At 67.4% G+C, this 21,764-nt stretch carries 19 protein-coding genes; 7 read left to right on the top strand and 12 right to left on the bottom strand.

Annotated features, from left to right (window positions below; all coding sequences use genetic code 11):
- Positions 1-79 precede the first annotated feature (79 nt).
- From folC to serA, 3 genes are all read right to left on the bottom strand, one after another.
- Positions 80-1,354: a bifunctional tetrahydrofolate synthase/dihydrofolate synthase gene (folC, locus tag ACKTTN_RS04815; RefSeq protein ID WP_407908755.1), complete on the bottom strand. Its 1,275-nt coding sequence runs from the start codon at positions 1,352-1,354 to the stop codon at positions 80-82.
- 68 nt (positions 1,355-1,422) lie between these two features.
- Positions 1,423-2,064, bottom strand: coding sequence for a histidine phosphatase family protein (locus tag ACKTTN_RS04810; protein WP_407908754.1), 642 nt, complete (start codon positions 2,062-2,064; stop codon positions 1,423-1,425).
- 3 nt (positions 2,065-2,067) lie between these two features.
- A complete protein-coding gene (gene serA, locus ACKTTN_RS04805; protein WP_407908753.1) occupies positions 2,068-3,645 on the bottom strand; it encodes a phosphoglycerate dehydrogenase in 1,578 nt (525 codons plus the stop codon).
- A gap of 257 nt (positions 3,646-3,902) precedes the next feature.
- Here serA and ACKTTN_RS04800 point away from each other — a divergent pair, with 257 nt between their 5' ends.
- On the top strand, positions 3,903-4,301 hold the full coding sequence (locus ACKTTN_RS04800) for a DUF3224 domain-containing protein (protein ID WP_407908752.1): 399 nt from the start codon (positions 3,903-3,905) through the stop codon (positions 4,299-4,301).
- Between the two features lie 67 nt (positions 4,302-4,368).
- Here the strand turns inward: ACKTTN_RS04800 and ACKTTN_RS04795 are convergent, their stop codons facing one another.
- Both ACKTTN_RS04795 and ACKTTN_RS04790 read right to left on the bottom strand, forming a co-directional pair.
- A complete protein-coding gene (locus tag ACKTTN_RS04795; RefSeq protein WP_407910011.1) occupies positions 4,369-6,459 on the bottom strand; it encodes a S46 family peptidase in 2,091 nt (696 codons plus the stop codon).
- 178 nt (positions 6,460-6,637) lie between these two features.
- Positions 6,638-8,785 carry a S46 family peptidase gene (locus tag ACKTTN_RS04790; protein WP_407908751.1) on the bottom strand — a complete coding sequence of 716 codons (2,148 nt, stop codon included), beginning with the start codon at positions 8,783-8,785 and terminating at the stop codon, positions 6,638-6,640.
- A 170-nt stretch (positions 8,786-8,955) separates the two neighbouring features.
- Here ACKTTN_RS04790 and tdh point away from each other — a divergent pair, with 170 nt between their 5' ends.
- The 4 genes from tdh to ACKTTN_RS04770 all read left to right on the top strand — a co-directional run bounded on the left by tdh (position 8,956) and on the right by ACKTTN_RS04770 (position 12,574).
- Positions 8,956-9,978, top strand: a complete 1,023-nt coding sequence (gene tdh / locus ACKTTN_RS04785; RefSeq protein ID WP_407910010.1) for an L-threonine 3-dehydrogenase — start codon at positions 8,956-8,958, stop codon at positions 9,976-9,978.
- A 69-nt stretch (positions 9,979-10,047) separates the two neighbouring features.
- Positions 10,048-10,305, top strand: coding sequence for a hypothetical protein (locus tag ACKTTN_RS04780; protein WP_407908750.1), 258 nt, complete (start codon positions 10,048-10,050; stop codon positions 10,303-10,305).
- A gap of 25 nt (positions 10,306-10,330) precedes the next feature.
- A complete protein-coding gene (kbl, locus tag ACKTTN_RS04775; protein ID WP_407908749.1) occupies positions 10,331-11,524 on the top strand; it encodes a glycine C-acetyltransferase in 1,194 nt (397 codons plus the stop codon).
- A gap of 90 nt (positions 11,525-11,614) precedes the next feature.
- Positions 11,615-12,574: a quinone oxidoreductase family protein gene (locus ACKTTN_RS04770; RefSeq protein ID WP_407908748.1), complete on the top strand. Its 960-nt coding sequence runs from the start codon at positions 11,615-11,617 to the stop codon at positions 12,572-12,574.
- Positions 12,575-13,018: 444 nt separating this feature from the next.
- Here the strand turns inward: ACKTTN_RS04770 and ACKTTN_RS04765 are convergent, their stop codons facing one another.
- The 4 genes from ACKTTN_RS04765 to ACKTTN_RS04750 form a co-directional block, all read right to left on the bottom strand.
- Positions 13,019-13,186 carry a hypothetical protein gene (locus ACKTTN_RS04765; RefSeq protein ID WP_407908747.1) on the bottom strand — a complete coding sequence of 56 codons (168 nt, stop codon included), beginning with the start codon at positions 13,184-13,186 and terminating at the stop codon, positions 13,019-13,021.
- Between the two features lie 63 nt (positions 13,187-13,249).
- Positions 13,250-14,032: a pseudouridine synthase gene (locus ACKTTN_RS04760; protein ID WP_407908746.1), complete on the bottom strand. Its 783-nt coding sequence runs from the start codon at positions 14,030-14,032 to the stop codon at positions 13,250-13,252.
- Positions 14,033-14,038: 6 nt separating this feature from the next.
- Complete coding sequence (locus ACKTTN_RS04755; RefSeq protein WP_407908745.1) at positions 14,039-14,512, bottom strand: hypothetical protein; 474 nt, start codon at positions 14,510-14,512, stop codon at positions 14,039-14,041.
- 258 nt (positions 14,513-14,770) lie between these two features.
- Positions 14,771-15,898, bottom strand: a complete 1,128-nt coding sequence (locus ACKTTN_RS04750; RefSeq protein WP_407908744.1) for an OmpA family protein — start codon at positions 15,896-15,898, stop codon at positions 14,771-14,773.
- Between the two features lie 390 nt (positions 15,899-16,288).
- On the opposite strand from ACKTTN_RS04750, the gene ACKTTN_RS04745 reads away from it, so the two are divergent.
- Complete coding sequence (locus tag ACKTTN_RS04745) at positions 16,289-18,322, top strand: FAD-dependent oxidoreductase (protein ID WP_407908743.1); 2,034 nt, start codon at positions 16,289-16,291, stop codon at positions 18,320-18,322.
- A gap of 102 nt (positions 18,323-18,424) precedes the next feature.
- The gene (locus ACKTTN_RS04740; RefSeq protein ID WP_407908742.1) at positions 18,425-19,036 is read left to right on the top strand and encodes a glutathione S-transferase family protein; all 612 of its coding nucleotides are present in this window, start codon (positions 18,425-18,427) and stop codon (positions 19,034-19,036) included.
- Positions 19,037-19,076: 40 nt separating this feature from the next.
- Here ACKTTN_RS04740 and ACKTTN_RS04735 read toward each other — a convergent pair whose 3' ends face one another.
- The 3 genes from ACKTTN_RS04735 to prpB all read right to left on the bottom strand — a co-directional run bounded on the left by ACKTTN_RS04735 (position 19,077) and on the right by prpB (position 21,660).
- Positions 19,077-19,550 carry a potassium channel family protein gene (locus ACKTTN_RS04735; protein WP_407908741.1) on the bottom strand — a complete coding sequence of 158 codons (474 nt, stop codon included), beginning with the start codon at positions 19,548-19,550 and terminating at the stop codon, positions 19,077-19,079.
- A 3-nt stretch (positions 19,551-19,553) separates the two neighbouring features.
- Positions 19,554-20,699 (bottom strand): bifunctional 2-methylcitrate synthase/citrate synthase, encoded by a 1,146-nt coding sequence (gene prpC, locus ACKTTN_RS04730; protein WP_407908740.1) that lies wholly within the window; start codon positions 20,697-20,699, stop codon positions 19,554-19,556.
- Positions 20,700-20,772: 73 nt separating this feature from the next.
- Positions 20,773-21,660, bottom strand: a complete 888-nt coding sequence (prpB, locus tag ACKTTN_RS04725) for a methylisocitrate lyase (protein ID WP_407908739.1) — start codon at positions 21,658-21,660, stop codon at positions 20,773-20,775.
- Between the last annotated feature and the right edge of the window lie 104 nt (positions 21,661-21,764).

The raw sequence follows: 21,764 nt of genomic DNA, 5'->3' as shown, positions 1-21,764 counted from the left end.
CATGCGGCGGGGGCGGCCCGCCTTGTCGCGGCGAATTATACGCGTCGACTCCCGGCGACCCCGGCCGACGCTGTTCCGTTCAGCCGCCGGTCGCTCCCGCGGCAAGCGACCGCAGTGCGTCGGCCGCGGTGTGGAACGAGCCGAACACCAGGACACGATCGCCCGTGTGCGCGTCGATCCCCGCGATCGCGGACGCGACGTCGGGCCACGGCGTCGCGGTCGAAGCGACCGTATCGGTGAGACGTTCGGCGAACGCATCGACCTCGACCGCGCGTGGCCCGTGCCCCGGAAGCCCAGCGATGTGCCAGGCGTCGACGCCGGTCGCGAGCGCGCCGACCACGCCTGCCGCGTCCTTGTCGCCCAATGCCGCGAACAGCGCGATCACCCGCCCGTTCGCCGGCGTCCGCGCCAGCCACGCCGCGAGTTCGCGCGCCGCCTGCGGGTTGTGCGCGACGTCGACGACGTATTCGACGCCGCCGCGTTCGACGCGCTGCAACCGTGCGGCGATACGCGCGTTCGCCACGCCTTCGGCGATCGCGCGCTCGTCGATCTCCAACGGACTCGCCCGCAGCGCCGCGATCGCGACCGCCGCATTGCGAAGTTGCGACGGCGCGGCGAGTGCCGGGCGCGGCAGGTCGTACTGCTCGCCGACCGCACGCCAACGCCATGTGTCGCCGCCGTCGTTCGCATCGACGAAGAAGTCGCAGCCGATCCGCAGCGCATTCGCGCCGATCGAATACGCATGGCGCAGCACGCTCGACGGCGGATCGTCGTCGCCCAGCACCAGCGGCTTCCACGCGCGCGCGATGCCCGCCTTTTCGAAACCGATCGATTCGATGTCCGGCCCGAGCCAGTCGGTGTGGTCGATGTCGACGGTGGTGATCACCGCGACGTCGGCATCGACGAGATTCGTTGCATCGAGACGTCCACCGAGCCCGACCTCGAGGATCGCGAGATCAAGCAACGCGCGTTCGAGCAGCCACAACGCCGCCAGCGTGCCGACCTCGAAGTACGTCAGCGTGGTATCGCCGCGCGCGGCCTCGATCGCTTCGAATGCTTCGACGATCGAAGCGTCGTCCGCGTCACGACCGTCAATGCGGATGCGCTCGTTGTAGCGCAGCAGGTGCGGCGACGTGTACGCCCCGACGCGCAGCCCCTGCGCGCGCGCGATCGCCTCGATGAACGCCACCGTCGACCCCTTGCCGTTGGTGCCGCCGACGGTGATCACTACCGGCGCCGGCCGCGTCAGTCCCAGCCGCTCGTGCACGGCGCGGATGCGGTCGAGACCCAGATCCACGCTGCGCGGATGCTGCTTTTCGAGGCGGGCCAGCCAGAGATCGAGTTCGGACGTCATGCGCGAATTGTAGGGCGGGTCTCGACCCGCCACTGTTCGAACGCACGCAGAGGCGGGTCGAACCGCCCCTACAGCGCGCGATGCACGGCCTCGCCGAACAGTGCGGTGTGGTGACTGCTGTCGTTGAGGCGGACGACGTCGAGGTGGTCGGCGTCCGCGCCTTCGAGCAGGTTCACCGTCGTCGGTGCCTGCCGGAATCGCCAGAGATTCGCGAGCGGCAGGCCGAGCACCCGGCACAGCAGCACGCGATTGACCGCATCGTGGGCGACGACCAGCAGCGTGTCGTCCGCGCCGAGTCCGTCGCAGGCGCGCGCGAACGCCGGCCACGCGCGATCGAGCACCTGCTGCAGCGACTCGCCCTGCGGCATCAGCACCTCGTGGGGCGCATCGCGCCATGCCATCAGCCGTTTGCCGTCGCGATCGCGGATCTCGCTCGCGAGCAGGCCCTCCCATTCGCCGTGCGCGATCTCCATCAGCCCTGCATCGCTGCCGAGCATCGGTGCGCGATCGCCGAGCGCGATCTCCGCGGTGCTCTTCGCGCGCGACAGCGGCGACGCGACCGCGCGCGCGATCGGCACGTCGCGCAGCCGCAGCGCCAACGCTTCGGCCTGCGCTTCTCCGACCGGCGACAACGGAATGTCGACCTGGCCCTGGTAGCGGCCCTCGGCGTTCCACGGCGTTTCGCCGTGGCGGGCAAGGATGATCTTCATGCGTCAGACCTGCTGGATCGAGAACACGCCGGGCGTGGCGCGCAGCACGTCGAGTTGCGATTCGTCGATCTCGCGGTCGATGGTGATCGCGGCGCGCGCATACCCGTCGCCCGCCGCACCGAGCGCGAAGCTGATGATGTTGATGCCGGCAGCGCCGAGCTGCGAACCGACCGTGCCGACCATGCCGGGACGATCCTCGTTGCGCATCAGCAGGACGTGGGCAAGCGGATCGAATTCGATCTCGACGCCGTCGAGCGCGACGACGCGTGGCGCGCGATGCAGGGTGGCGTCGATCTCGCGCCGCACGGCGCGTCCGGCGTTGTCGCCCTCGATCGTCAGCCGCACCAGGCGGTCGTAGCCGTCGCCTTCGCCACCGATCGTCTCCGACACCTCGAGCCCGCGCGCTGTCGCCTCCTGCAGCGCATTGACCGGGGTGACGCGGCCCGATGCAGCGCCGAGCAGGGACGACACGAGCAGTCGCGTCAACGGTCGCGTGTCGAGGCCTTCAGTGCGGCCGGCATAGCGGATATGCAGGCGCGTCGGTGCGGGAACCAGGCGCGACGCAACGCGACCAAGCGCAGTCATCAACGGCATCCACGGCCCGACTTCGCGCGCGGCTTCCGCGGTGAGCGGCGGCAGGTTGACGCAGCCCGCCACCGCGCCGGTCTCGACGAAATCGATGATCTGTCGCGCCAGGATGGTACTCACCGCCTGCTGCGCTTCGCTCGTCGACGCACCCAGATGCGGCGTCAGCACGACGTTCGGATTGTTGCGAAGCGGCGAGTCTTCCTGCAGCGGCTCGGTGACGAACGTATCGAGTGCGGCGCCGGCCAGATGGCCTTCGTCTAGCAGGCGCAGCAAAGCGGCTTCATCGACCAGGCCGCCGCGGGCCGCGTTGATCAACATCGCGCCCGGCTTCATCGCGCGCATCCGCGCTTCGGACAGCAGGTTGGTCGTTTCCTTGGTGCGCGGAATGTGTAGCGTGACGATGTCGGCCCACGCGAGCAGATCGTCGAGCGTCATCAGCGGCACGCTTCCCTTGCCCGCCGCGGATGCAGGAAGGAACGGGTCATACGCGGCGACTTCCATGCCGATGCCACGCGCCTTGCGCGCGACGGTGCTGCCGATGCGGCCGAGTCCGATCACGCCCAGGCGCTTGCCTTCGAGCTCGAAGCCGGTAAGCCCCGCCTTCGGCCATTGCCCGGCCTTCATGCCGGCATCGGCGCGCGGAATGTGGCGCGCGAGTGCGAATAGAAGCGCGATCGCGTGCTCCGCAGCGGCGAGGGTGTTGCCGTCCGGCGCATTCATCACTGCGATGCCACGCGCGGTGGCGGCGTCGACGTCGATGGTGTCGACACCCGCGCCGGCGCGGCCGATCACTTTCAATTTTGTCGCCTGGATGAGCGCGTCCGACGGCACCTTGGTCGCCGAGCGCACCAGCACGGCGTCGACATCGACGAGCGCGCGCGCGAGTGCGTCGGAGTCCTTGATCGGCTCGGGCGCGACGGTCACGTCCCATCCCGCGTCGCGGAACAGTTTCAGGCCGTCGTCATGGATTCCATCGCATGCCAGCACTCGCATCGTCGTCGCGCTCCTTGAATGAGGGATGCGCGGAATGCCTTGCCAGCCGGCCGTCGTGCATGCCCGGAGGGATGCGACGGTGATGCGGTGCTGCGTGCATGCGCGAAGGCATGCGTGGTGCGGTCGGGAGACGGGGCCGGCTGGCATGGGAATCCGCGACGGGTTGGAGCCTAGCAGACGCGCGTTCGTCGACAAGCGCTGGCCGACCGGCGGCGTCGCGGCCATGATCGGCATCCAACATCAACGCGGAGATCGCCATGCCCGTCGCACACGGCCGCTTTGCAGTGAAACGCACGCCGCAGTCGCCACTGGACCTGGGCGACGACGTGAAGGCGATGCACTTCCGCATCGACAAGGACTTCGAAGGCCCGCTGCAGGCCACGAGCGTGGTGCACATGCTCGCGGTCGGCACCGAGGTGGACGGCTCGGCGGGTTACGTCGCGGTCGAACGCGTCGACGGCTCGCTCGACGGCCGCAGCGGTGACTTCGCGCTCATGCATTTCGGCGTGATGGACCGCGGCCAACCGTCGCTGCGCATCGACGTGGTGCCCGATTCGGGCGGCGGCGAACTTGAAGGCCTGCGCGGCACGATGAAGATCGACATCACCGGCGGCGAACACTTCTACACGTTCGACTACACGCTGCCCGACGCGTAAACAACCGGCGTCGCGAAACGAAAAGGCCGGCGATCGACGCCGGCCTTTTTTCGTCAGGAACGCGCGATCACTTGCGTTCGGGAACGCCGAGTTCCTGCAGCAGCTGCGGCGCCGGCGCCACCTCCTGCATGATCCAGCGCATGTAGCGCTGGTCGACGGCGATCATCCGCGTCATCGCCGGGTCGAACACCCAGTTGCTGCTCACCGACTCCCAGTTGCCGTCGAAGGCGAGGCCGACCAGCCTGCCCTGCGCGTCGAGCACCGGCGAGCCCGAATTGCCACCGGTGATGTCGAGATCGGACAGGAAATTCACCGGTACGGTGCCGAGGCGCTTGTCCGCGAGTCCGCCGTAGTTCTTCGCACGAATGGCATCGAGTTCGACCTGCGGTGCGTCGAATGGCTCCTTGCCCGTCGCCTTCTGCGCAACCTGCTCGAGCGTGGTGAACGATGGCTGCTTCGAGCCGTCCGGCTTGGTGTAACCCGTCACGTGGCCGTAGGTGATGCGCAACGACGAATTCGCGTCGGGATATACCGCCTGCCCGTGCGCCTTCCGGTAGTCGGCCAGCGCCTGCAGGAATTCCGGACGCGCGACGAGCGCATCACCCGCGCGCGTCTTCGCTTCCTCTTCCAGACGCAGCACGTCGGGCATCACCGCGACCGCGAACTGGATCGCCGGATCCTTCGACTTCTCGAGCGCGCTGCGGTCCGTGCTCAACAAGCCGACACGCATCTGCGTATCGCCGAGCCGCGTTTTCGCGAGGCGATCCAGCGCGCGATCGACGGCCTTCGCGTCGGTGCCGCCCAGCCATTTGTCGACCGACGCGATGTGTTCGCTGGCCGGCAGCTTCGTGTATTCGCGCAGCCAGTAGCCGATCAGCTCGCGATCCATCTGGGGCTGGTAGCGCCGCTCCATCTGCCGCATCGCGCCCTCCAGCGACGGCATGTCGCGCTGCATGTAGCCGGCTTCGCGTTCCACGTCCGGCTTTTGCCGCTCGACCGCAGTGCGATAGATCTGCATGGCGGCGCCAAGAACGCCGGTGCTGCGCAGCTGGCCGAACACTAGGTCGCGCTCGCGATGCGCGCGTGCCTCCTCGCCAATCTGTTCGAGGCGGTCGTGCGCGGCGAGCCCCGCTTGGCCGCGTGAGCCCTGTCCGCGCAGCCATGCAAGCACCGCGTCTTCCTCGCGATGCTTGCGCGTACCGGCGTCGATGCGACGGAAACCTTCCAGCTGGCCATCGTAATTCTTCAGCGCGTTCTGCCAGCTGCGCACCGTTGCCGCGTACTTCACGCCGATGTCCGGATTGCGACGGCCCCCGTTGTCGACCAGCGCGACGAGGTTCTTGTAATGACGTCCGACGGTGGGATACGTCCAGTTCGCGGTGGCGTCGAATTCGCTGGCGAGCGCGTAACGGCTCGTGCTGCCGGGATAGCCGGCCACCATCACGAAGTCGCCGTCGCCCAGCGGCTTGTCGGCGAGCTTGAGGAAATGCTTCGGCCGGTACGGCACGTTGTCCGCAGCGTAGGCGGCGGGCCGGCCGTCCTTGCCGACGTAGGCGCGATAGAACGAGAAGTCGCCGGTGTGGCGCGGCCACATCCAGTTGTCGACTTCACCGCCGTAGTTGCCGACGCTGCGCGGCGGCGCGTAGACGAGGCGGACGTCCTTGATCTCGAGGTTCTTGAACAGGCGATAGGTGTTGCCGCCGGCGAAGCTGTACAGGCGGCATCGATAGCCGGTGGGCGCTTCGCAGTCGGCGACCAGCTTCTTCTCGATCGCGTCGAGCGCGGTGGTGCGACCGAGCGCATCCGGCGACGCGGCGATCGCGGCCTTCACCGTCTTCGTCACGTCCTGGATCGAATCGAGCGCGTAGATGCGCGCGTTCGGGCCGGCGGAGAGTTCGTCACCCGGCGTCTGTGCGTTGAAGCCCGTTTCGATCAGGTTCTTCTGCGCCGTCGAGTTGAGCTGGATCGCGCCGTACGCACAGTGGTGATTGGTGACGACCAGGCCCTGCGGCGACACGAAGCTGGCCGTACAGCCACCGAGTGACACCACCGCGGCCATCGGGTCGCCGGTGAGATCGGCGAGCTGGCGCGCATCGAGCTTCAGCCCCGCCTTCTTCAGCGGCGTCGCGATTTCCGGCAACTGCTGCGGCACCCACATGCCTTCGACCGCGACCGCGCTCGTTGAGAGGGCCGCGAGCGCGGCGAACGTGGCGATGGCGAGTCGATGCATGCGCATGGGTGCTCCGGTGTTCGATTTCTGGACGGTCGAGTCTAGCCAATGCACGCGCGAGGACGCGCTTGACGCGCGTCACAGCATCGCGTCGCGCACCGCGTGTTCATTCGGCGGGAAGCCCCATCTCCGCGAGCAGCTGCGGCGCGGGATACACCTTCGCCATCAGCCAGCGCATGTAGCGCATGTCGACGTGGATGGCGCGCTTGTAGCGTGGGTCGTACATCCAGCTGGCGCTGACCGCTTCCCAATTGCTGTCGAAATTCAATGCGATGAGATTGCCGTTCGCATCCAGCACGGGCGAACCTGAATTGCCGCCGGTGGTGTCGAGGTCGGTGAGGATGTCGACCGTCTGCGTCTTCAGCGTGGGATCGACGGTCGTTCCGAAATCGCCCTTGGCGATCGCGTCGCGCAGCGGCTTGGGCGCGTCGAATGGTTTCACGCCGGTGTGCTTTTCGACGATGCCCGCCACGGTGGTCACCGGGACGTAGTGAACGCCGTCGCGCGCATCCATGCCACGCAGGTTGCCGTAGCTCACGCGCAGCGTGGAGTTGGCGTCGGGATACACGGCGCGGCCCTGCGACTTGCGGTAGGCGATCAGCGCGGCCATGTACGACGGCCGCAGGCGCAGCAGTTCGCCGTCACGCGCCTTGGCTTCATCCTCGATGCGCAACAGCGCGGGCTGCAGCGTCGAGGCGGCGCGCAGCAGCGGATCGCTGTCGCCGGCGAGCGAGGCGGCATCGCGGGACATCGTGGCGAGGCGCGTGGCCTCGTCGCCGAGTTTCGTGCCCGTGTACAGCGCGTCGAGCCGCGTGCGCAGCTCCTCGGGCGTGCGACCGAACACGGCATCGACTTCGGCGACATGCTGTGCCGCCGGCAGCGCCTGGTACTGCGTCAGGAGATAGGTGAGCACCGCCTTCTCGACCACGGGATCGAAGCGCCGCTGCACCTGCTTGAGCTGTGCGGTGACGAGCGCTTCGTCGCGTTGCTGGTAGCCGAGTTCGCGCTCGGCGTCCGGCTTCGTACGTTCGTGGGCAAGGCGCTGCACGGTGATCGCCGCGCGCAACAACTGGGTCTGCGAACGGATCATGCCGAGCAGCTGGTCGCGGTCGCGCACCACGGCGGCCTGGTCGAGCAGTTTCTGCACGGCGGCGATGTCGGTGCGCGTTGCCGCGGCCGACGGCTGCTTCGCGAGCCACGCGAGCATCCGAGTTTCGTCATCACGGCGGACCGTGGCGGCATCGCTTCGACGCAGGCCGTCGAGTTCGCCCTGCGCGCGCTTGAGCGTGTTCTTCAGGCTCTGCAGCTGCGCGGCGTAGAGCACGTGCGACTCGGGCGTCGCCGCGGCCTTGTCGATGGTGTCGATCACGCCCTGGCTCAGCGCCACGCGCGTCGGCAGCTGCCAATCGATCTGCTGGACGAATTCACTGGCCATGCGATGGCGATAGGTGATGCCCGGATAGCCCGCAAGCATGGCGAAATCGCCTTCGCCAACGTGGCGCGTCGACACCTGCAGATGCGCCGGCGGGTTGTAGGGCACGTTGTCGGGGCTGTAGTCGGCCGGCTTGCCATCGCGGCCGACATAGGCGCGCAGCACGGTGAAATCGCCGGAATGGCGCGGCCAGACGAAGTTGTCGATCTCGTCGCCGTAGTTGCCGATGGAATCCGGCGGCGCGTACACGAGACGGATGTCGCGCAGCTCGAGCTGGCGGATCAGGTAGAAGTCGGTGCCGTAGTACATGTTGGCGACGCTGCAGCGCATGCCCGCCTCGCGCTCGCAGTCGGCGATCGCCGCCTTGGTGGCGGCGTCGACGGCGTCGAAGTACGCGCGGCCATGCTTGCCCTTGGCGCCGGCGAGGATGCGGTCGGTGATGCGGTCGAAGCCGGTGGTCACCAGCACGCGGTAGTCGGGCGCGGCGGGCAGTTCGTCGCCGCGCGTCGTGGCGACGTAGCCGTTGCCGATCAGGTCGCGGTCGGCGCGGCTGTTGTACTGGATCACCGGGAACGCCACGTGGTGGTTGGTGAGCACCAGGCCGTCCTTGGAGACGAAGGCGCCGGTCGCGCCACCCACTTTCACGACCGCGCTCAGCGGCGGCCGCGTGAGGTCGGCCAGCGCGGCGGGGTCGCCTTCGAAGCCGGCCGCCTTGAGCTGCGGCGCCAGGTCGGGCAGCTGTGACGGCATCCACATGCCTTCCGACGCGACGGCCGGGGCGATGGACAGGGACAGGGCGGTGGCGAGCAGACGGCGGCGCATGGAGGACTTCCCTTCGATCGGTCGCCGACCATAGCGGCAGCAGTCCGGCCGTCGCAAACCGCGGGGCCTTCAGGTCGTCCTCCGTATAATTCGCGACCCATCGCGCGCCGCGCGTCGCAGGCCTTTCGAGCATGTCCGACACCGTCACCGTCCCCCTGCCCGCGCAGACGATGCGCGCCCTCGTGAAGCGCGAAGCCGCCAAGGGGATCTGGATGGAAGAGGTGCCGGTGCCTGTGCCGGGCCCGAACGAGGTGCTGATCAAGCTCGAGAAGACCGCGATCTGCGGCACCGACCTGCACATCTACATGTGGGACGAGTGGAGCCAGCGCACGATCAAGCCGGGCCTGGTCATCGGCCATGAATTCGTCGGCCGCATCACCGCGCTCGGCACCGGCGTGACCGGCTACACGGTCGGCCAGCGCGTGTCGGCGGAAGGACACATCGTCTGTGGCCACTGCCGCAACTGCCGCGCGGGCAAGCAGCATCTCTGCCCCAACACGGTCGGCATCGGCGTGAACCGCAATGGCGCGTTCGCCGAATACATCGTGATGCCGGCGTCGAACCTGTGGCCGATCCCGGACCAGATCCCGAGCGAACTCGCCGCGTTCTTCGATCCCTATGGCAACGCCGCGCACTGCGCGCTGGAGTTCGACGTGGTCGGCGAGGACGTGCTGATCACCGGCGCCGGCCCGATCGGCATCATCGCCGCCGGCATCTGCAAGCACATCGGCGCGCGCAACGTCGTCGTCACCGACGTCAACGACTACCGACTCAAGCTCGCCGCCGACATGGGCGCGACGCGCGTGGTCAACGTGTCGAATACCTTGCTCAAGGACGTCATGAAGGATCTCCACATGGAGGGCTTCGACGTCGGCCTGGAGATGTCGGGCAACCCGCGCGCGTTCAATGACATGCTCGACTGTATGTACAACGGCGGCAAGATCGCGATGCTCGGCATCATGCCCAAGGGCGCCGGCGCCGACTGGGACAAGATCATCTTTAAGGGCCTCACGCTGCACGGCATCTACGGCCGTCGCATGTACGAGACCTGGTACAAGATGACGCAGCTCGTGCTGTCGGGTTTCCCGCTCGGAAAGGTGCTCACGCATCAGCTGCCCGTCGAAGAGTTCCAGAAGGGCTTCGACCTGATGGAAGCCGGCAAGAGCGGCAAGATCGTCCTGAGCTGGAACTGACGTCGGGCGGGCGTCGACCCGCCTCTCCGTGGTGACGGCGGGTCAAGACCCGCCCTACGAGGAACGCCGATGATCTTCGTCGTGGTGATCGCCGTCATCGTGATCGCGGGCTGGCTCTACCTGGCCAGCAACGCGAACAACGGGGCGCGCACATCAGGCACCGTCTCCGACGACTACGTGCCGGTGAACGCGTACGACAACCCGTACGACACCAACGAAGCCAACGACGCGCCGTTCGCACCCGACGCCTGCAGCGATTCGTCCGATGACTCATCGTCGGACAGCGGCTCCGATTCCGATAGCTGCAGCGACAGCAGCAGCGACTGACCCCAATTCCGAGGCCCGCACCCGCATGTCCCTCACCGAGCGCTACGCCACCACCCTCGACGAAATCCGCGACGCGGGGCTGTTCAAGTCCGAACGCATCATCACGTCGCCGCAGTCGGCCGAGATCACCCTGGCCGACGGCCGCACGGTGCTGAACTTCTGCGCGAACAACTACCTCGGTCTCGCGGATCATCCGGACATCATCGCGGAAGCGAAGAAGGCGCTGGATACGCATGGCTTCGGCATGGCCAGCGTGCGTTTCATCTGCGGCACGCAGGATCTGCACAAGGACCTCGAGAAGACGATCGCGGACTTCTTCGGCAAGGAGGACACCATCCTCTACGCCGCCTGCTTCGACGCGAATGGCGGCCTGTTCGAGCCCCTGCTCGATGAGAACGACGCGATCATCTCCGACGCGCTCAACCACGCGTCGATCATCGACGGCGTGCGCCTGTGCAAGGCCAAGCGCTACCGCTACGCCAACTGCGACATGGCCGATCTCGAGGCGCAGCTGAAGCAGGCCAAGGCCGACGGCGCGCGTACGATCATGATCACCACCGACGGCGTGTTCTCGATGGACGGCTTCATCGCGCCACTCGACGAGATCACCGCGCTCGCCGCGAAGTATGGCGCGCTGGTGCACATCGACGAATGCCATGCGACGGGCTTCCTCGGTGCGACCGGCCGCGGCTCGGCTGAAGTGAAAGGCGTGCTTGAGAAGATCGACATCATCACCGGCACGCTCGGCAAGGCGATGGGCGGCGCGCTCGGCGGCTTCACCACCGCGAAGCGCGAAGTCATCGAGCTCCTCCGCCAGCGCTCGCGTCCGTACTTGTTCTCCAACTCGCTGCCGCCGCACGTTGTCGCGGCCGGCATCAAGGCGTTCGAGATGCTCGCCGCAGCGGGCGACCTGCGCACGCAGCTGCAGGAGAACACGCGCTATTTCCGCGAACGGATGACCGCGATCGGCTTCGACATCAAGCCCGGCGTGCATCCGATCTCGCCGGTGATGCTGTACGACGCGCCGCTCGCGCAGAAGTTCGCGCAGCGCCTGCTCGAGGAAGGCATCTACGCGATCGGCTTCTTCTTTCCGGTCGTGCCCAAGGGCCAGGCGCGCATCCGCACGCAGATCTCGGCGGCGCACACGCGCGAGCATCTCGACCGCGCGATCGATGCGTTCACCCGCATCGGCCGCGAACTCGGCGTCATCAACGCCTGACCGGATCCGCATGCGCCGCAGTGTCCGGCGCATGCGCACAGTGGCGGCGCGCGCGGCGTGTAGCGTGCGGTACCCGATTGGAGACGCGCCATGAAGGCGCTCACGTTCGACCGCTTCGGCGGCCCCGAGGTCCTCGTCTATCGCGATGTCGCCGACCCGATCCCGACGGCCGGCCAAGCGCTGGTGCGACTGCGTGCGATCGGCCTCAACTTCGCCGACGTCTATCGTCGGCAGGGCCACTACCACCTCGCAGGCGACCCGCCGTGGATCGCGGGGTACGAAGGCTCCGGCGAAATCATCTCGGCGCCGGCAGATTCGGCGTTTTCGGTTGGCGATCGCGTGGCGTTCGCCGACGCGCCGTTCGCGAATGCGGAACTCGTGGCGGTCGATGTCGACCGGCTGATTCCGCTGCCCGATGACATCCCGCATGAAACCGCCGCCGCGTTGTTGCTGCAAGGCCTCACCGCGCAATACCTGATCCGCGACAGTTATTCGTTACGGCGCGACGACACCGCGCTCGTGCACGCCGCCGCCGGCGGCGTCGGGCAATTGCTGGTGCAGCTCGCGAAGGCCGCCGGCGCGCGCGTGATCGCGCTCGCATCCACGGAAGCGAAGTGCGACGCCGCGCGCCGCGCGGGCGCGGACGCGACGTCGACCTACGACGGTGACTGGATCGCGCGCGTGCAGGGTTTCGCCGCCAACGGCATCGATGTCGCGTTCGACTCGGTCGGCCGCACGGTGCACGACTCGCTGCGCGCGGTGCGAACGGGCGGCGCCGTCGTGTTCTACGGCATGGCGGGCGGCGACCCGGAGCCGGTCGATCCTCGCGTGCTGATGGACGGCTCGAAGACGCTCACCGGTGGCGACCTGTGGAACGTGCTGCGCACCGCACATGATCGCCGCACCCGCGCCGCGGAATTGTTCGACGCCGTGCGGCGCGGCGACCTGGACGTGTCGATCGATTCGCGATTCGCACTGTCGGACGGCGCCGCGGCGCACGCGCATCTGGAAAGCCGTCGCGCCCTCGGCAAGGTGTTGCTGATTCCCTGAGGCGCTCTGCCCTGCGTCGCGTGTTCGGAGTGCGCACCAATGCGCACTGATGCGCACTAACGACCGACACGCGCGCCGATGGCGTTCGCTCACTCTTACGGCGCCGACTCGAGCGAGCCGACCACTGCTCTCGTCGTGTAGGCAAGCGTCGACGGATGCATGAGGCCGCGACTGCCTGTCTGCCCCGCGACGGGACGGATGTGACGTGACGAAACAAGAACTACGAACAACGAACCCATGTCGCGACAACGCGCCTATTGCGTCCTCGCGATTCGCGCACTTCTCGGACCAAAAAGCCTCTGCCGCTTCGAGCGCCGAACAACGTCTCGAATGCAGGTTCGACAGGGCATGGCATCGCCGACGACGACCGCCTTCGCGGCCCTCACGTGATCCTTTCGTCGCGCGCGAATCGCACGTCGACGGATGTCATCGCGCCCGAAAGCGTCAGTACGAGCAGCGGTTTCCGCAGGCGCGCGGCTTGGCGATGTCGGTACCGCCGTCGCCCGGATCGTCGGCGACCGCGGTGGTCGTCGTGCCGACGGGCGTCTCAGGCGTGGGCGATGAGGTGGGGAGCAGCCCCCAGTAGAGGAGGATCGCGAGCAGAACGTCCATGACGTGACTCCGGCGGTGCGAGGCGGGACCGCCACGTGCACCGGCCGCAGCGGTCGACGGACGCTACGCCCGGCGATCTGAAGAAAATGTCGACGGGGCCTTCACATCGCCGACGGCACGGATCGGGCCGAGTGCCCGGGCTTCGTCGGCAGTCAACGGCCGCCATGCGCCCTTGGCGAGCTCGCCAAGCGGGAGCGTACCGATCGCGACACGCACCAGTCGCAGCACGCCGATGTCGAAGGCTTCGAGCAGGCGCCTGATGTGCCGGTTGCGACCTTCGTCGAGCGTGATTTCCAGCCATGCGTTGCGCGCGCCGCTGCGCAGCAATGTCGCGTTCGCGGCAGCGAGCCGCTCGTCGTCGACGTCGACACCGGACTGCATCGCGTGCAGGGTAGCCGCGTCCGGAATGCGATCGGTCTGCACGTGATAGGTCTTTTGCGGACCACTGGCAGGGTCGGTGATCGACGATGCCCAGCGCGGGTCGTTCGAGAACAACAGCAGGCCTTCGCTCGCCTTGTCGAGCCGACCGACCGGCGCGATCCATGGCAGGTTCGCGCCGTCGAAGCACCGATACACGGTGTCGCGTCCGCGCTCGTCGCGCGCGGTGGTCACCAGGCCGCGCGGCTTGTTGAGTGCGATGTAGATCGGTAATGCGGCGGCGGCGGCGAGGTCGCGCACATCGACCCGGTCGGCGTCCATGCGCACGGGGAATTCGGGGTCGCGAACGACGCGCCCGTTGACGGCAACGCGGCCGTCGCGGATCCACTCCGCAGCCTGCGTACGCGAGCACAGCCCGCGCTTTGAAAGCACGCGCGCCAACCCGTGGCGCGGCACCGCTGGCGGCATGAAGGCTTACTTCTTGTCGGCGTCCACCGGCGGCGGAGGTGGAGGCGGAGCGGGCTGCGCGCCCTTCGCGACACGCACGCCGCGTGCCTTCATCCACGCGTCGAATTCATCGGCGGTCATGCGCTTGCCGTTCTGGTTCATGTCGAACCGCCACGGCGTGTTGTCGAACTGGGTCTGCGGCTTGTACGAGGCCGGATCCATGCCCGGCACGAACTGGCCCGGCTTGGTCGACGTCGCCATGGAACGACACTTGTCGATGCGGATGCGCAACAGGATTGCGTCGACCGTCTGCGTCTGGTCGAACGCCTGCGCAAGAACGCCACTGGGCGCGCCGAGCTGCGGCGCCGGCGCGACGAGTTCGGGCGCGAGCGCGGGCGCCGAAACGGGCGCGGTGGTCGAACGCGCGAGCCCGGTGCAGGCGTCCTGCGCGAACGCGCTTCCGCTGGCAAGCACGAGGGACACAAGGACGAGGCGACGCATGGCGATCTCCGGCGACCGATTCAGGCCGACAGCATACGTCGCGTTTCGTGAAAGCGCGTTTGCCGGACTCGGCAGTTCGCGATCGCAGGTGGTTGGCGAATACGCGTAGCGCCTTGCTTCAAGTCGTTTCGCCGCTGCGATTCGGTATCCACGCGTCGGTTCGATGCCGATCGCGGGGCATCTTGCGGCCGGGCGCGTCGCAAAAAAAAGAAGCCCGGCGCAAGGCCGGGCTTCGGGTGCAGCGGTGAACCGGACGTCTTACTGGTTCTGGACGTTCAGCTCGGTACGACGGTTACGCTCGTTCTTACACGCCGGCAGCGTCTGCGGGGTGTTCTCCAGCGGACGGCTCTCGCCGTAACCGGTCGGGCCGGCCAGACGCGACGCGTCGATGCCGTGGCTCGTCAGGTAGTCGTACACCGCACGGGCGCGACGCTCCGACAGCGACTGGTTGTACGCATCGGTGCCGCACAGGTCGGTGTGACCCGCGACTTCAACGCGCAGCGCCGGGTAACGGCCGAGGATCGAGACCGCCTCGTCGAGGATCGCGATCGCGTCCGGACGCAGCGTCGACTTGTCGAAGTCGAAGTTCACGCCCTTCAGGTCGATCGTCAGCGGAACCGCGCAGCCGTCCGGACCCACGGCCTGACCCGCCGTCGAACCCGGGCACTTGTCGTCGCAGTTGTTCACGCCGTCGCCGTCGTCGTCCTTGTCGGCGCAGGTCGGAACCGGAGCCGGGGCGACCGGAGCCGCCGGCGGCGGACCGAGCGGGATCACGACGCCGACCGAGGCCAGAACGTCATGGAACCAATCCGAGCCGTCGTCGTGGTCGTTGTCCTGCAGCAGCGCGCCGACGCTGTCGTCGTCCGCGTCGAGGCGGACGGCGAGTTCGGTGCGCAGCTTCACGCGACCGACGTCACCCTGCAGGCCGACGCCGACCTTGCCGGCGACGTGGCTGTCTTCACGCTGGCTCGGAGCGCCATCACGCGTGAAGCGCGCCGGGATCAGCGGGTTCGACGGATCGAATTCTTCTTCCGACTTCTGCCACCCGAGACCCATCACGACGTACGGGTTCCAGGCGCGGCCTTCCGCGATGAAGTGGCGGCGGACGTCGAACGAAACGCCGTACTGGCTCCACCAGAGATCCTGGTTGTAGTCAGCGCGCGGGTTCTGGTAGTTGGCTTCGATGTCCCACGACCACAGCGGGTTGAACATCTTGCCGAAGCCGATCGTGCCGAACGGGGCGTTGCGCGTGCCGCGATCGCTGTCCTGCAGATTGAAGCCGGCGGAACCGGTGATGTACCAGCGGTCGTCGAACGTCTGGGCCTGAGCGGCCTGCGCCAGCGACAAACCACCGAAGAGGGCGGCGCAGAGGAGTTTCTTGTTCATCTTGTACGAGCTCCTAGGGGGATCGGGAGGGGGGAATCCGCGTCAGCGTGTTCCGACCGTGCGAGACGGCTAACTGAACAAAGCCATCGGCGCGGAGCCTAGAAGCGGCGCTGTGAAGGCGCTGTTAACTGCCCCCTAACAATTTCCGAAGTTCCCGAAGTGGCCTTTTTCAGTGGGTTTTCATTAAGTGCTAAGACGCAAAGCGCATTCGACGACACATCACGCGCACCCTGATGCGCGACTTTCGCGACGGTTTTCCGTCGCGTCCAACTCGGCCCGAGCGGCCTGCCTCTTGTTTTCGCGGCGTCCTCCAGCCCGTGCGCGTCGCCGCCTTGCCCAACACCCGCTTTCGCGGCATCGTGCGCGCACCGTACGCAGACGTATCGACGAATGACCGACGCGCCGCACCCGCGCTTTCCGCACCTGTTCGCCCCACTCGACCTGGGCTTCTGCACGCTTCGCAATCGCGTGCTGATGGGATCGATGCATACGGGACTCGAGGACCATGCGCGCGATTTCCCCAAGCTCGCTGCGTACTTCGCCGAACGCGCGGAAGGCGGCGTCGGACTGATGGTGACCGGCGGCTTCGCGCCGAACGTGCGCGGCTGGCTCAAGCCGTTGTCGGGCACGTTGTCGATGCCGTGGCACGTGCGCCGACATCGGCAGGTGACATCGGCGGTGCACGCGCACGACGCACGCATCTGCCTGCAGATCCTCCATGCCGGTCGCTACGGCTACCACCCGTTGCAGGTCGCGCCGAGCGCGATCAAGGCGCCGATCAATCCGTTCAAGCCGACAGCGCTGTCGTCGCGCGGCGTCGAGCGGCAGATCCGTGCGTTCGTACGCTCGGCGGTGCTTGCGCGCGAAGCCGGCTACGACGGCGTGGAGGTGATGGGCTCGGAAGGCTATCTGGTCAACCAGTTCACCGCGCCCCGCACCAACAAGCGTGATGACGCCTGGGGCGGCGACGCGGGCAAGCGCATGCGTTTCGCCGTCGAGATCGTCGGACGTATCCGCGAAGCCTGCGGTCCCGATTTCATCGTCATCTATCGGCTCTCGATGCTCGACCTCGTCGACAACGCGCTCCGGTGGGACGAGGTGGTACAGCAGGCGCAGGCGATCGAAGCCGCGGGCGCGACGATCATCAACACCGGCATCGGCTGGCATGAAGCGCGCGTTCCGACGATCGCGACATCCGTTCCGCGCGCCGCGTTCGTCGACATTACCGCACGCCTGAAGCCGCACGTCCGCGTTCCGCTGGTCGCCACCAACCGCATCAACATGCCCGAGATCGCCGAGCGCATTCTCGCGAGCGGCGCAGCCGACATGGTGTCGATGGCGCGACCGCTGCTTGCCGATCCGCAGTGGGTCGCCAAGGCGCGCGACGGTCGCAGCGACGAGATCAACACCTGCATCGCATGCAACCAGGCGTGTCTCGACCACGTGTTCCAGAACAAGCGCGCGACCTGCCTGGTCAACCCGCGTGCATGCCATGAAACCGAACTGGTCTACGCGCGTACGACGACGCCCAGGCGCGTCGCCGTCGTGGGTGCAGGCGTCGCGGGCCTTGCGTGTGCGACGGTCGCTGCGCAACGCGGACACGACGTGACGCTGTTCGAAGCCGCGGACGACATCGGTGGCCAGTTCAACCTCGCGCGTCGCATTCCCGGCAAGGAAGAATTCGACGAGACGATCCGCTATTACCGTCGACGCATCGGGATCGATGGCGTCGATCTGCGCACGTCGATCCGCGCGACCGACGAAACACTCGCCGGCTTCGACAGCGTCGTCCTCGCCACCGGCGTCGTGCCCCGCCCTGTCGAGTTTCCCGGCCACGACGATCCGCGCGTGCTGCGCTACGACGACGTGCTCGCCGGTCGTGTCGCGGTCGGCCCACGCGTCGCGATCGTCGGCGCGGGCGGCATCGGCTACGACGTCGCGGAGTTCCTCGCGCATGACGGCGTGTCGCCGTCCGTCGACGTCGAGGCCTGGCGTCGCGAATGGGGCGTGGACATCGACTACACCGACGTCGCCGGCGGTCTGCGCCCGCCGCAGAAGCCGCCGGTCGCACGCGCGATCTGGCTGCTGCAGCGCACCGCCGGCAAGCCGGGCGCACGTCTGGGCAAGACCACCGGCTGGATCCATCGCGCGAGTCTCAAGTCGCGCGACGTGCAGGCGCTCGGCGGCGTCCAGTACGTGCGCTTCGACCACGCCGGCTTCCACATCACTGTCGACGGCCAGCCGCGCACGCTCGAGGTCGACAACGTCGTGATCTGCGCGGGACAGTTGTCGAACAACCCGCTGGAAGCGCCGCTACGCGCGGCGGGCCGCGACGTGCACGTCATCGGCGGTGCGGACGTCGCGGCGGAGCTCGACGCGAAACGCGCGATCGCGCAGGGAAGCCGGGTGGCCGCCGCGCTCTAAGCGGCCGCAACCTCATCCACGCAACCATTCATTGCAGCCATCGCGTTGCCGTAAGGCCGCGGATGGCCGGATAGTCGGCGGTCCCGTCCACTGGAGTCGTCCATGAAGCTCTACACGAAGCCCGGCGCCTGCTCGACCGCCTGCCACATCTCGCTGCACTGGTCCGGTGCGCCCTTCAGCGTGCAGGTGCTGACGGCCGAGGAGATGAAGTCGCCGCCCTACCTCGCCATCAATCTGGTCGGCGCGGTGCCCGCGCTCGAAGACGGCGACTTCGTGCTGACGCAGAACGCCGCGATCGTCGGCTACATCGCCGATCTGTATCCGACGTCCGGCCTCGGTGGCGACGGCACGCCCCGCCAGCGCGCGGAAGCCAATCGATGGCTCGCGTTCTGCAATGCCGACGTGCACCCCGCGTTCCACCCGCTGTTCGGGCCGGCGCGCTTCATCGACGACGAGTCGCAGTTCGATACGGTGAAAGCGATCGCGCGCAAGAGGCTGCGGGGCATTTACGAGCGTGCGGAAAAACAGCTCGAAGGCCGCGAGTGGATCGCCGGCTTCCGCAGCTACGCCGATCCGTATCTCTACATCACCTTGCGCTGGGCCTCGAAGACGGGTGTCGACCTGTCCGGCTTCGACAACCTGGCGGCGTTCGTGCGCCGCATGGACGCCGATGCCGGTGTGCAGGCCGCTTTGAAGGCGGAAGGCCTCGCCTGAGACTTGGGCGCCGCGCGACGACCTCCGTCGCGCCGGCTACTCAACGGAGATCGTCGCGCCAGTGGCGCGACATCTCCAGGAACGCGAACGACGCGGACCACGCGATCATCATCAAGCCGACCAGCGCCTCCGCGCCGGCGAGCCAGCGGATCGGTCCCTTCGGCGTGAGATCGCCAAAGCCCACGGTCGAATACGTCATCGCCGACAGGTAGAACGCATCGAACACGTTCGCGCGGTGCGCGCCGTCGATGCTGCCGGCTTCGGGCACCCGCAACAGCGCCCAGTAGCCGACGCCGAACACCAGCATCGCCAGCACGTGCAGGCCGAGCAGGCCGAACACCATCCACAGCATGTGGTGGCGACCGACGGGGCCGCCGATGCGCTGACGGTGCCGGTTATGGCGCTCGCCCAGCCACTTCATGCCCTCGAAGTTGATCGCGCCCGCCGCCATCACCGCGGCGATCGCCGTAACGATCGCCAGCGCATGTACCGAGTAGGGCGCGCCGTCGGGCATCGATCAGCGCTTGTCGATCGCCACGTACTCGCGATCTTCCGGGCCGATGTAGTTCGCGCTCGGCCGGATGATCTTGCCGTCCTCGCGCTGCTCGATCACGTGCGCGCTCCAGCCGGTTGTGCGTGCGATGACGAACAGCGGCGTGAACATCGGCGTCGGGATTCCCATCATGTGATAGGCCGACGCGCTGTACCAGTCGAGGTTCGGGAACATCTTTTTGGTGTCCATCATCAGGTTCTCGATGCGCTCGGACACATCGAACAGCGTGGTGTTGCCGCCGTCGGCGCAGAGCTTGCGCGAGATTTCCTTGATGATCGGATTGCGCGGGTCGCCGATCGTGTAGACCGGGTGGCCGAAGCCGATGACGATCTCCTTGCGTTCCATGCGTGCACGGATATCGGTTTCCGCTTCCTCGGGCGTTGCGTAGCGGCTGATGATGTCCATCGCCACTTCGTTCGCGCCGCCATGCTTGGGGCCGCGCAGCGCACCGATCGCGCCGGTGATGCACGAATGCAGGTCCGAACCCGTGCCTGCGATCACGCGCGCGGTGAACGTCGACGCGTTGAACTCGTGCTCGGCGTAGAGGATCAGCGACTTGTCGAGCGAATCGGCGTGCAACGACGACGGGCGCTCGCCGTGCAGCAGGTGCAGGAAGTGCGCGGCGACCGAATCGTCGTCGGTCTGCACTTCGATGCGCTCGCCGTTGCGGGTGAAATGCCACCAGTACAGCAGCATCGAACCGAAACTCGCGATCAGCTTGTCGGCGATGTCGCGCGCTTCCGACGCCGGATGGCCTTCGCGCTCCGGCAGCACGGTACCGAGCACCGAACAGCCGGTGCGCAGCACGTCCATCGGGTGCGCGTTGGCGGGCACCAGCTCCAGCGCTTCGGACACGATCGCCGGCAGGCCACGCAGGCGCTTGAGCTTGGCCTTGTACGCGCGCAGCTGCGACGTGGTGGGCAGCGTGCCGTGCACGAGAAGGTGCGCGACCTCCTCGAACGTCGACTTGGTGGCGAGGTCGTGGATGTCGTAGCCGCGGTAATGCAGGTCGTTGCCGCTGCGGCCGACCGTGCACAGCGCGGTGTTGCCCGCGGCGGTGCCGGACAGCGCGACGGACTTCTTGGCCTTCGGGAGCACTTGCTCGCTCATGTCGTTTCTCTCATTGCGGCGTCCGCGATGCGGAAGCGGACTACATGCAGCCGCGTCGCGCGGCTGCGTCGGATCAATCGTTCTTCGACGTCGCGAAGAGCTGGTCGAGCTTGTCCTCGTAGGCGTGATAGCCGAGGAAGTCGTACAGCTGGGCGCGGGTCTGCAGCGTGTCGATGATGTTCTTCTGCGTGCCTTCGCGGCGCACGGTCTCGTAGAAATTCAGCGCGGCCTTGTTCATCGCGCGGTACGCGCCGCAGCAGTACAGGGCAATGTCGACGCCGGCGTCGCGCAGCTCGTCGGTGGTGAAGAACGGCGTCGAGCCGAACTCGGTGAGGTTGGCGAGGATCGGCACCTTCACCGCGGCCTTGAACTTGCGGTAGTCGTCGAGCGAGTTCATCGCCTCCGGGAAGATCATGTCGGCGCCGGCTTCGACGTAAGCCTGCGCGCGTTCGATCGCCGCGTCGACGCCTTCGACCGCGGCGGCGTCGGTGCGCGCCATGATCACGAAGCTCGCGTCAGTGCGGGCATCGACCGCCGACTTCACGCGATCGACCATCTCGGCCTTCGTCACCACTTCCTTGCCCGGTCGATGGCCGCAGCGCTTCTGCCCGACCTGGTCCTCCATGTGCACGGCAGCCACGCCGACGCGCTCGAACGAACGGATGGTGCGCGCGATATTGAACGCGCCGCCCCAACCCGTGTCGATGTCCACCAGCAGCGGGAGCTGCGTGGCGTCGACGATGCGGCGCGCGTCGGTGAGCACGTCCTCCATCGTCGAGATGCCGAGGTCAGGCACACCGAGCGAATTGGCTGCAACGCCACCGCCGGAGAGATAGAGCGCCTTGTACCCCGTGCGCCTGGCCATCAGGCCGGCGTAGGCCGTGATCGCGCCCATCACCTGCAGCGGGGATTCTTCGGACAGGGCGGCACGGAAACGCGCGCCGGCGGACTGTTGCGTCATTGCGACCTCATCGATTGCGGCCCGCGATGTCCGCGGGCGATGGCGACCTCATGCATCGCCGACTGCCAAAGCGACGAAGGCGACCGTGGCCGCCTTCGTCGTTG

Source organism: Lysobacter claricitrinus, assembly GCF_045866565.1.
Classification (GTDB): Bacteria; Pseudomonadota; Gammaproteobacteria; order Xanthomonadales; family Xanthomonadaceae; genus Cognatilysobacter; species Cognatilysobacter claricitrinus.
Note: the sequence above shows the minus strand (reverse complement) of the source record. Positions and strands in the feature narration are given on the sequence as shown.

Coding starts and splice junctions, on each gene's coding strand:
- ACKTTN_RS04790 (WP_407908751.1), bottom strand. CDS start 8,785: ATGCGCCGCCGTCTGCTCGCCACCGCCCTGTCCCTGTCCATCGCCCCG.
- ACKTTN_RS04760 (WP_407908746.1), bottom strand. CDS start 14,032: ATGCCGCCAGCGGTGCCGCGCCACGGGTTGGCGCGCGTGCTTTCAAAG.
- kbl (WP_407908749.1), top strand. CDS start 10,331: ATGTCCCTCACCGAGCGCTACGCCACCACCCTCGACGAAATCCGCGAC.
- folC (WP_407908755.1), bottom strand. CDS start 1,354: ATGACGTCCGAACTCGATCTCTGGCTGGCCCGCCTCGAAAAGCAGCAT.
- ACKTTN_RS04765 (WP_407908747.1), bottom strand. CDS start 13,186: ATGGACGTTCTGCTCGCGATCCTCCTCTACTGGGGGCTGCTCCCCACC.
- ACKTTN_RS04755 (WP_407908745.1), bottom strand. CDS start 14,512: ATGCGTCGCCTCGTCCTTGTGTCCCTCGTGCTTGCCAGCGGAAGCGCG.
- ACKTTN_RS04780 (WP_407908750.1), top strand. CDS start 10,048: ATGATCTTCGTCGTGGTGATCGCCGTCATCGTGATCGCGGGCTGGCTC.
- ACKTTN_RS04810 (WP_407908754.1), bottom strand. CDS start 2,064: ATGAAGATCATCCTTGCCCGCCACGGCGAAACGCCGTGGAACGCCGAG.
- tdh (WP_407910010.1), top strand. CDS start 8,956: ATGCGCGCCCTCGTGAAGCGCGAAGCCGCCAAGGGGATCTGGATGGAA.
- prpC (WP_407908740.1), bottom strand. CDS start 20,699: ATGAGCGAGCAAGTGCTCCCGAAGGCCAAGAAGTCCGTCGCGCTGTCC.
- serA (WP_407908753.1), bottom strand. CDS start 3,645: ATGCGAGTGCTGGCATGCGATGGAATCCATGACGACGGCCTGAAACTG.
- prpB (WP_407908739.1), bottom strand. CDS start 21,660: ATGACGCAACAGTCCGCCGGCGCGCGTTTCCGTGCCGCCCTGTCCGAA.
- ACKTTN_RS04740 (WP_407908742.1), top strand. CDS start 18,425: ATGAAGCTCTACACGAAGCCCGGCGCCTGCTCGACCGCCTGCCACATC.
- ACKTTN_RS04735 (WP_407908741.1), bottom strand. CDS start 19,550: ATGCCCGACGGCGCGCCCTACTCGGTACATGCGCTGGCGATCGTTACG.
- ACKTTN_RS04770 (WP_407908748.1), top strand. CDS start 11,615: ATGAAGGCGCTCACGTTCGACCGCTTCGGCGGCCCCGAGGTCCTCGTC.
- ACKTTN_RS04795 (WP_407910011.1), bottom strand. CDS start 6,459: ATGTGGGTGCCGCAGCAGTTGCCGGAAATCGCGACGCCGCTGAAGAAG.
- ACKTTN_RS04750 (WP_407908744.1), bottom strand. CDS start 15,898: ATGAACAAGAAACTCCTCTGCGCCGCCCTCTTCGGTGGTTTGTCGCTG.
- ACKTTN_RS04800 (WP_407908752.1), top strand. CDS start 3,903: ATGCCCGTCGCACACGGCCGCTTTGCAGTGAAACGCACGCCGCAGTCG.
- ACKTTN_RS04745 (WP_407908743.1), top strand. CDS start 16,289: ATGACCGACGCGCCGCACCCGCGCTTTCCGCACCTGTTCGCCCCACTC.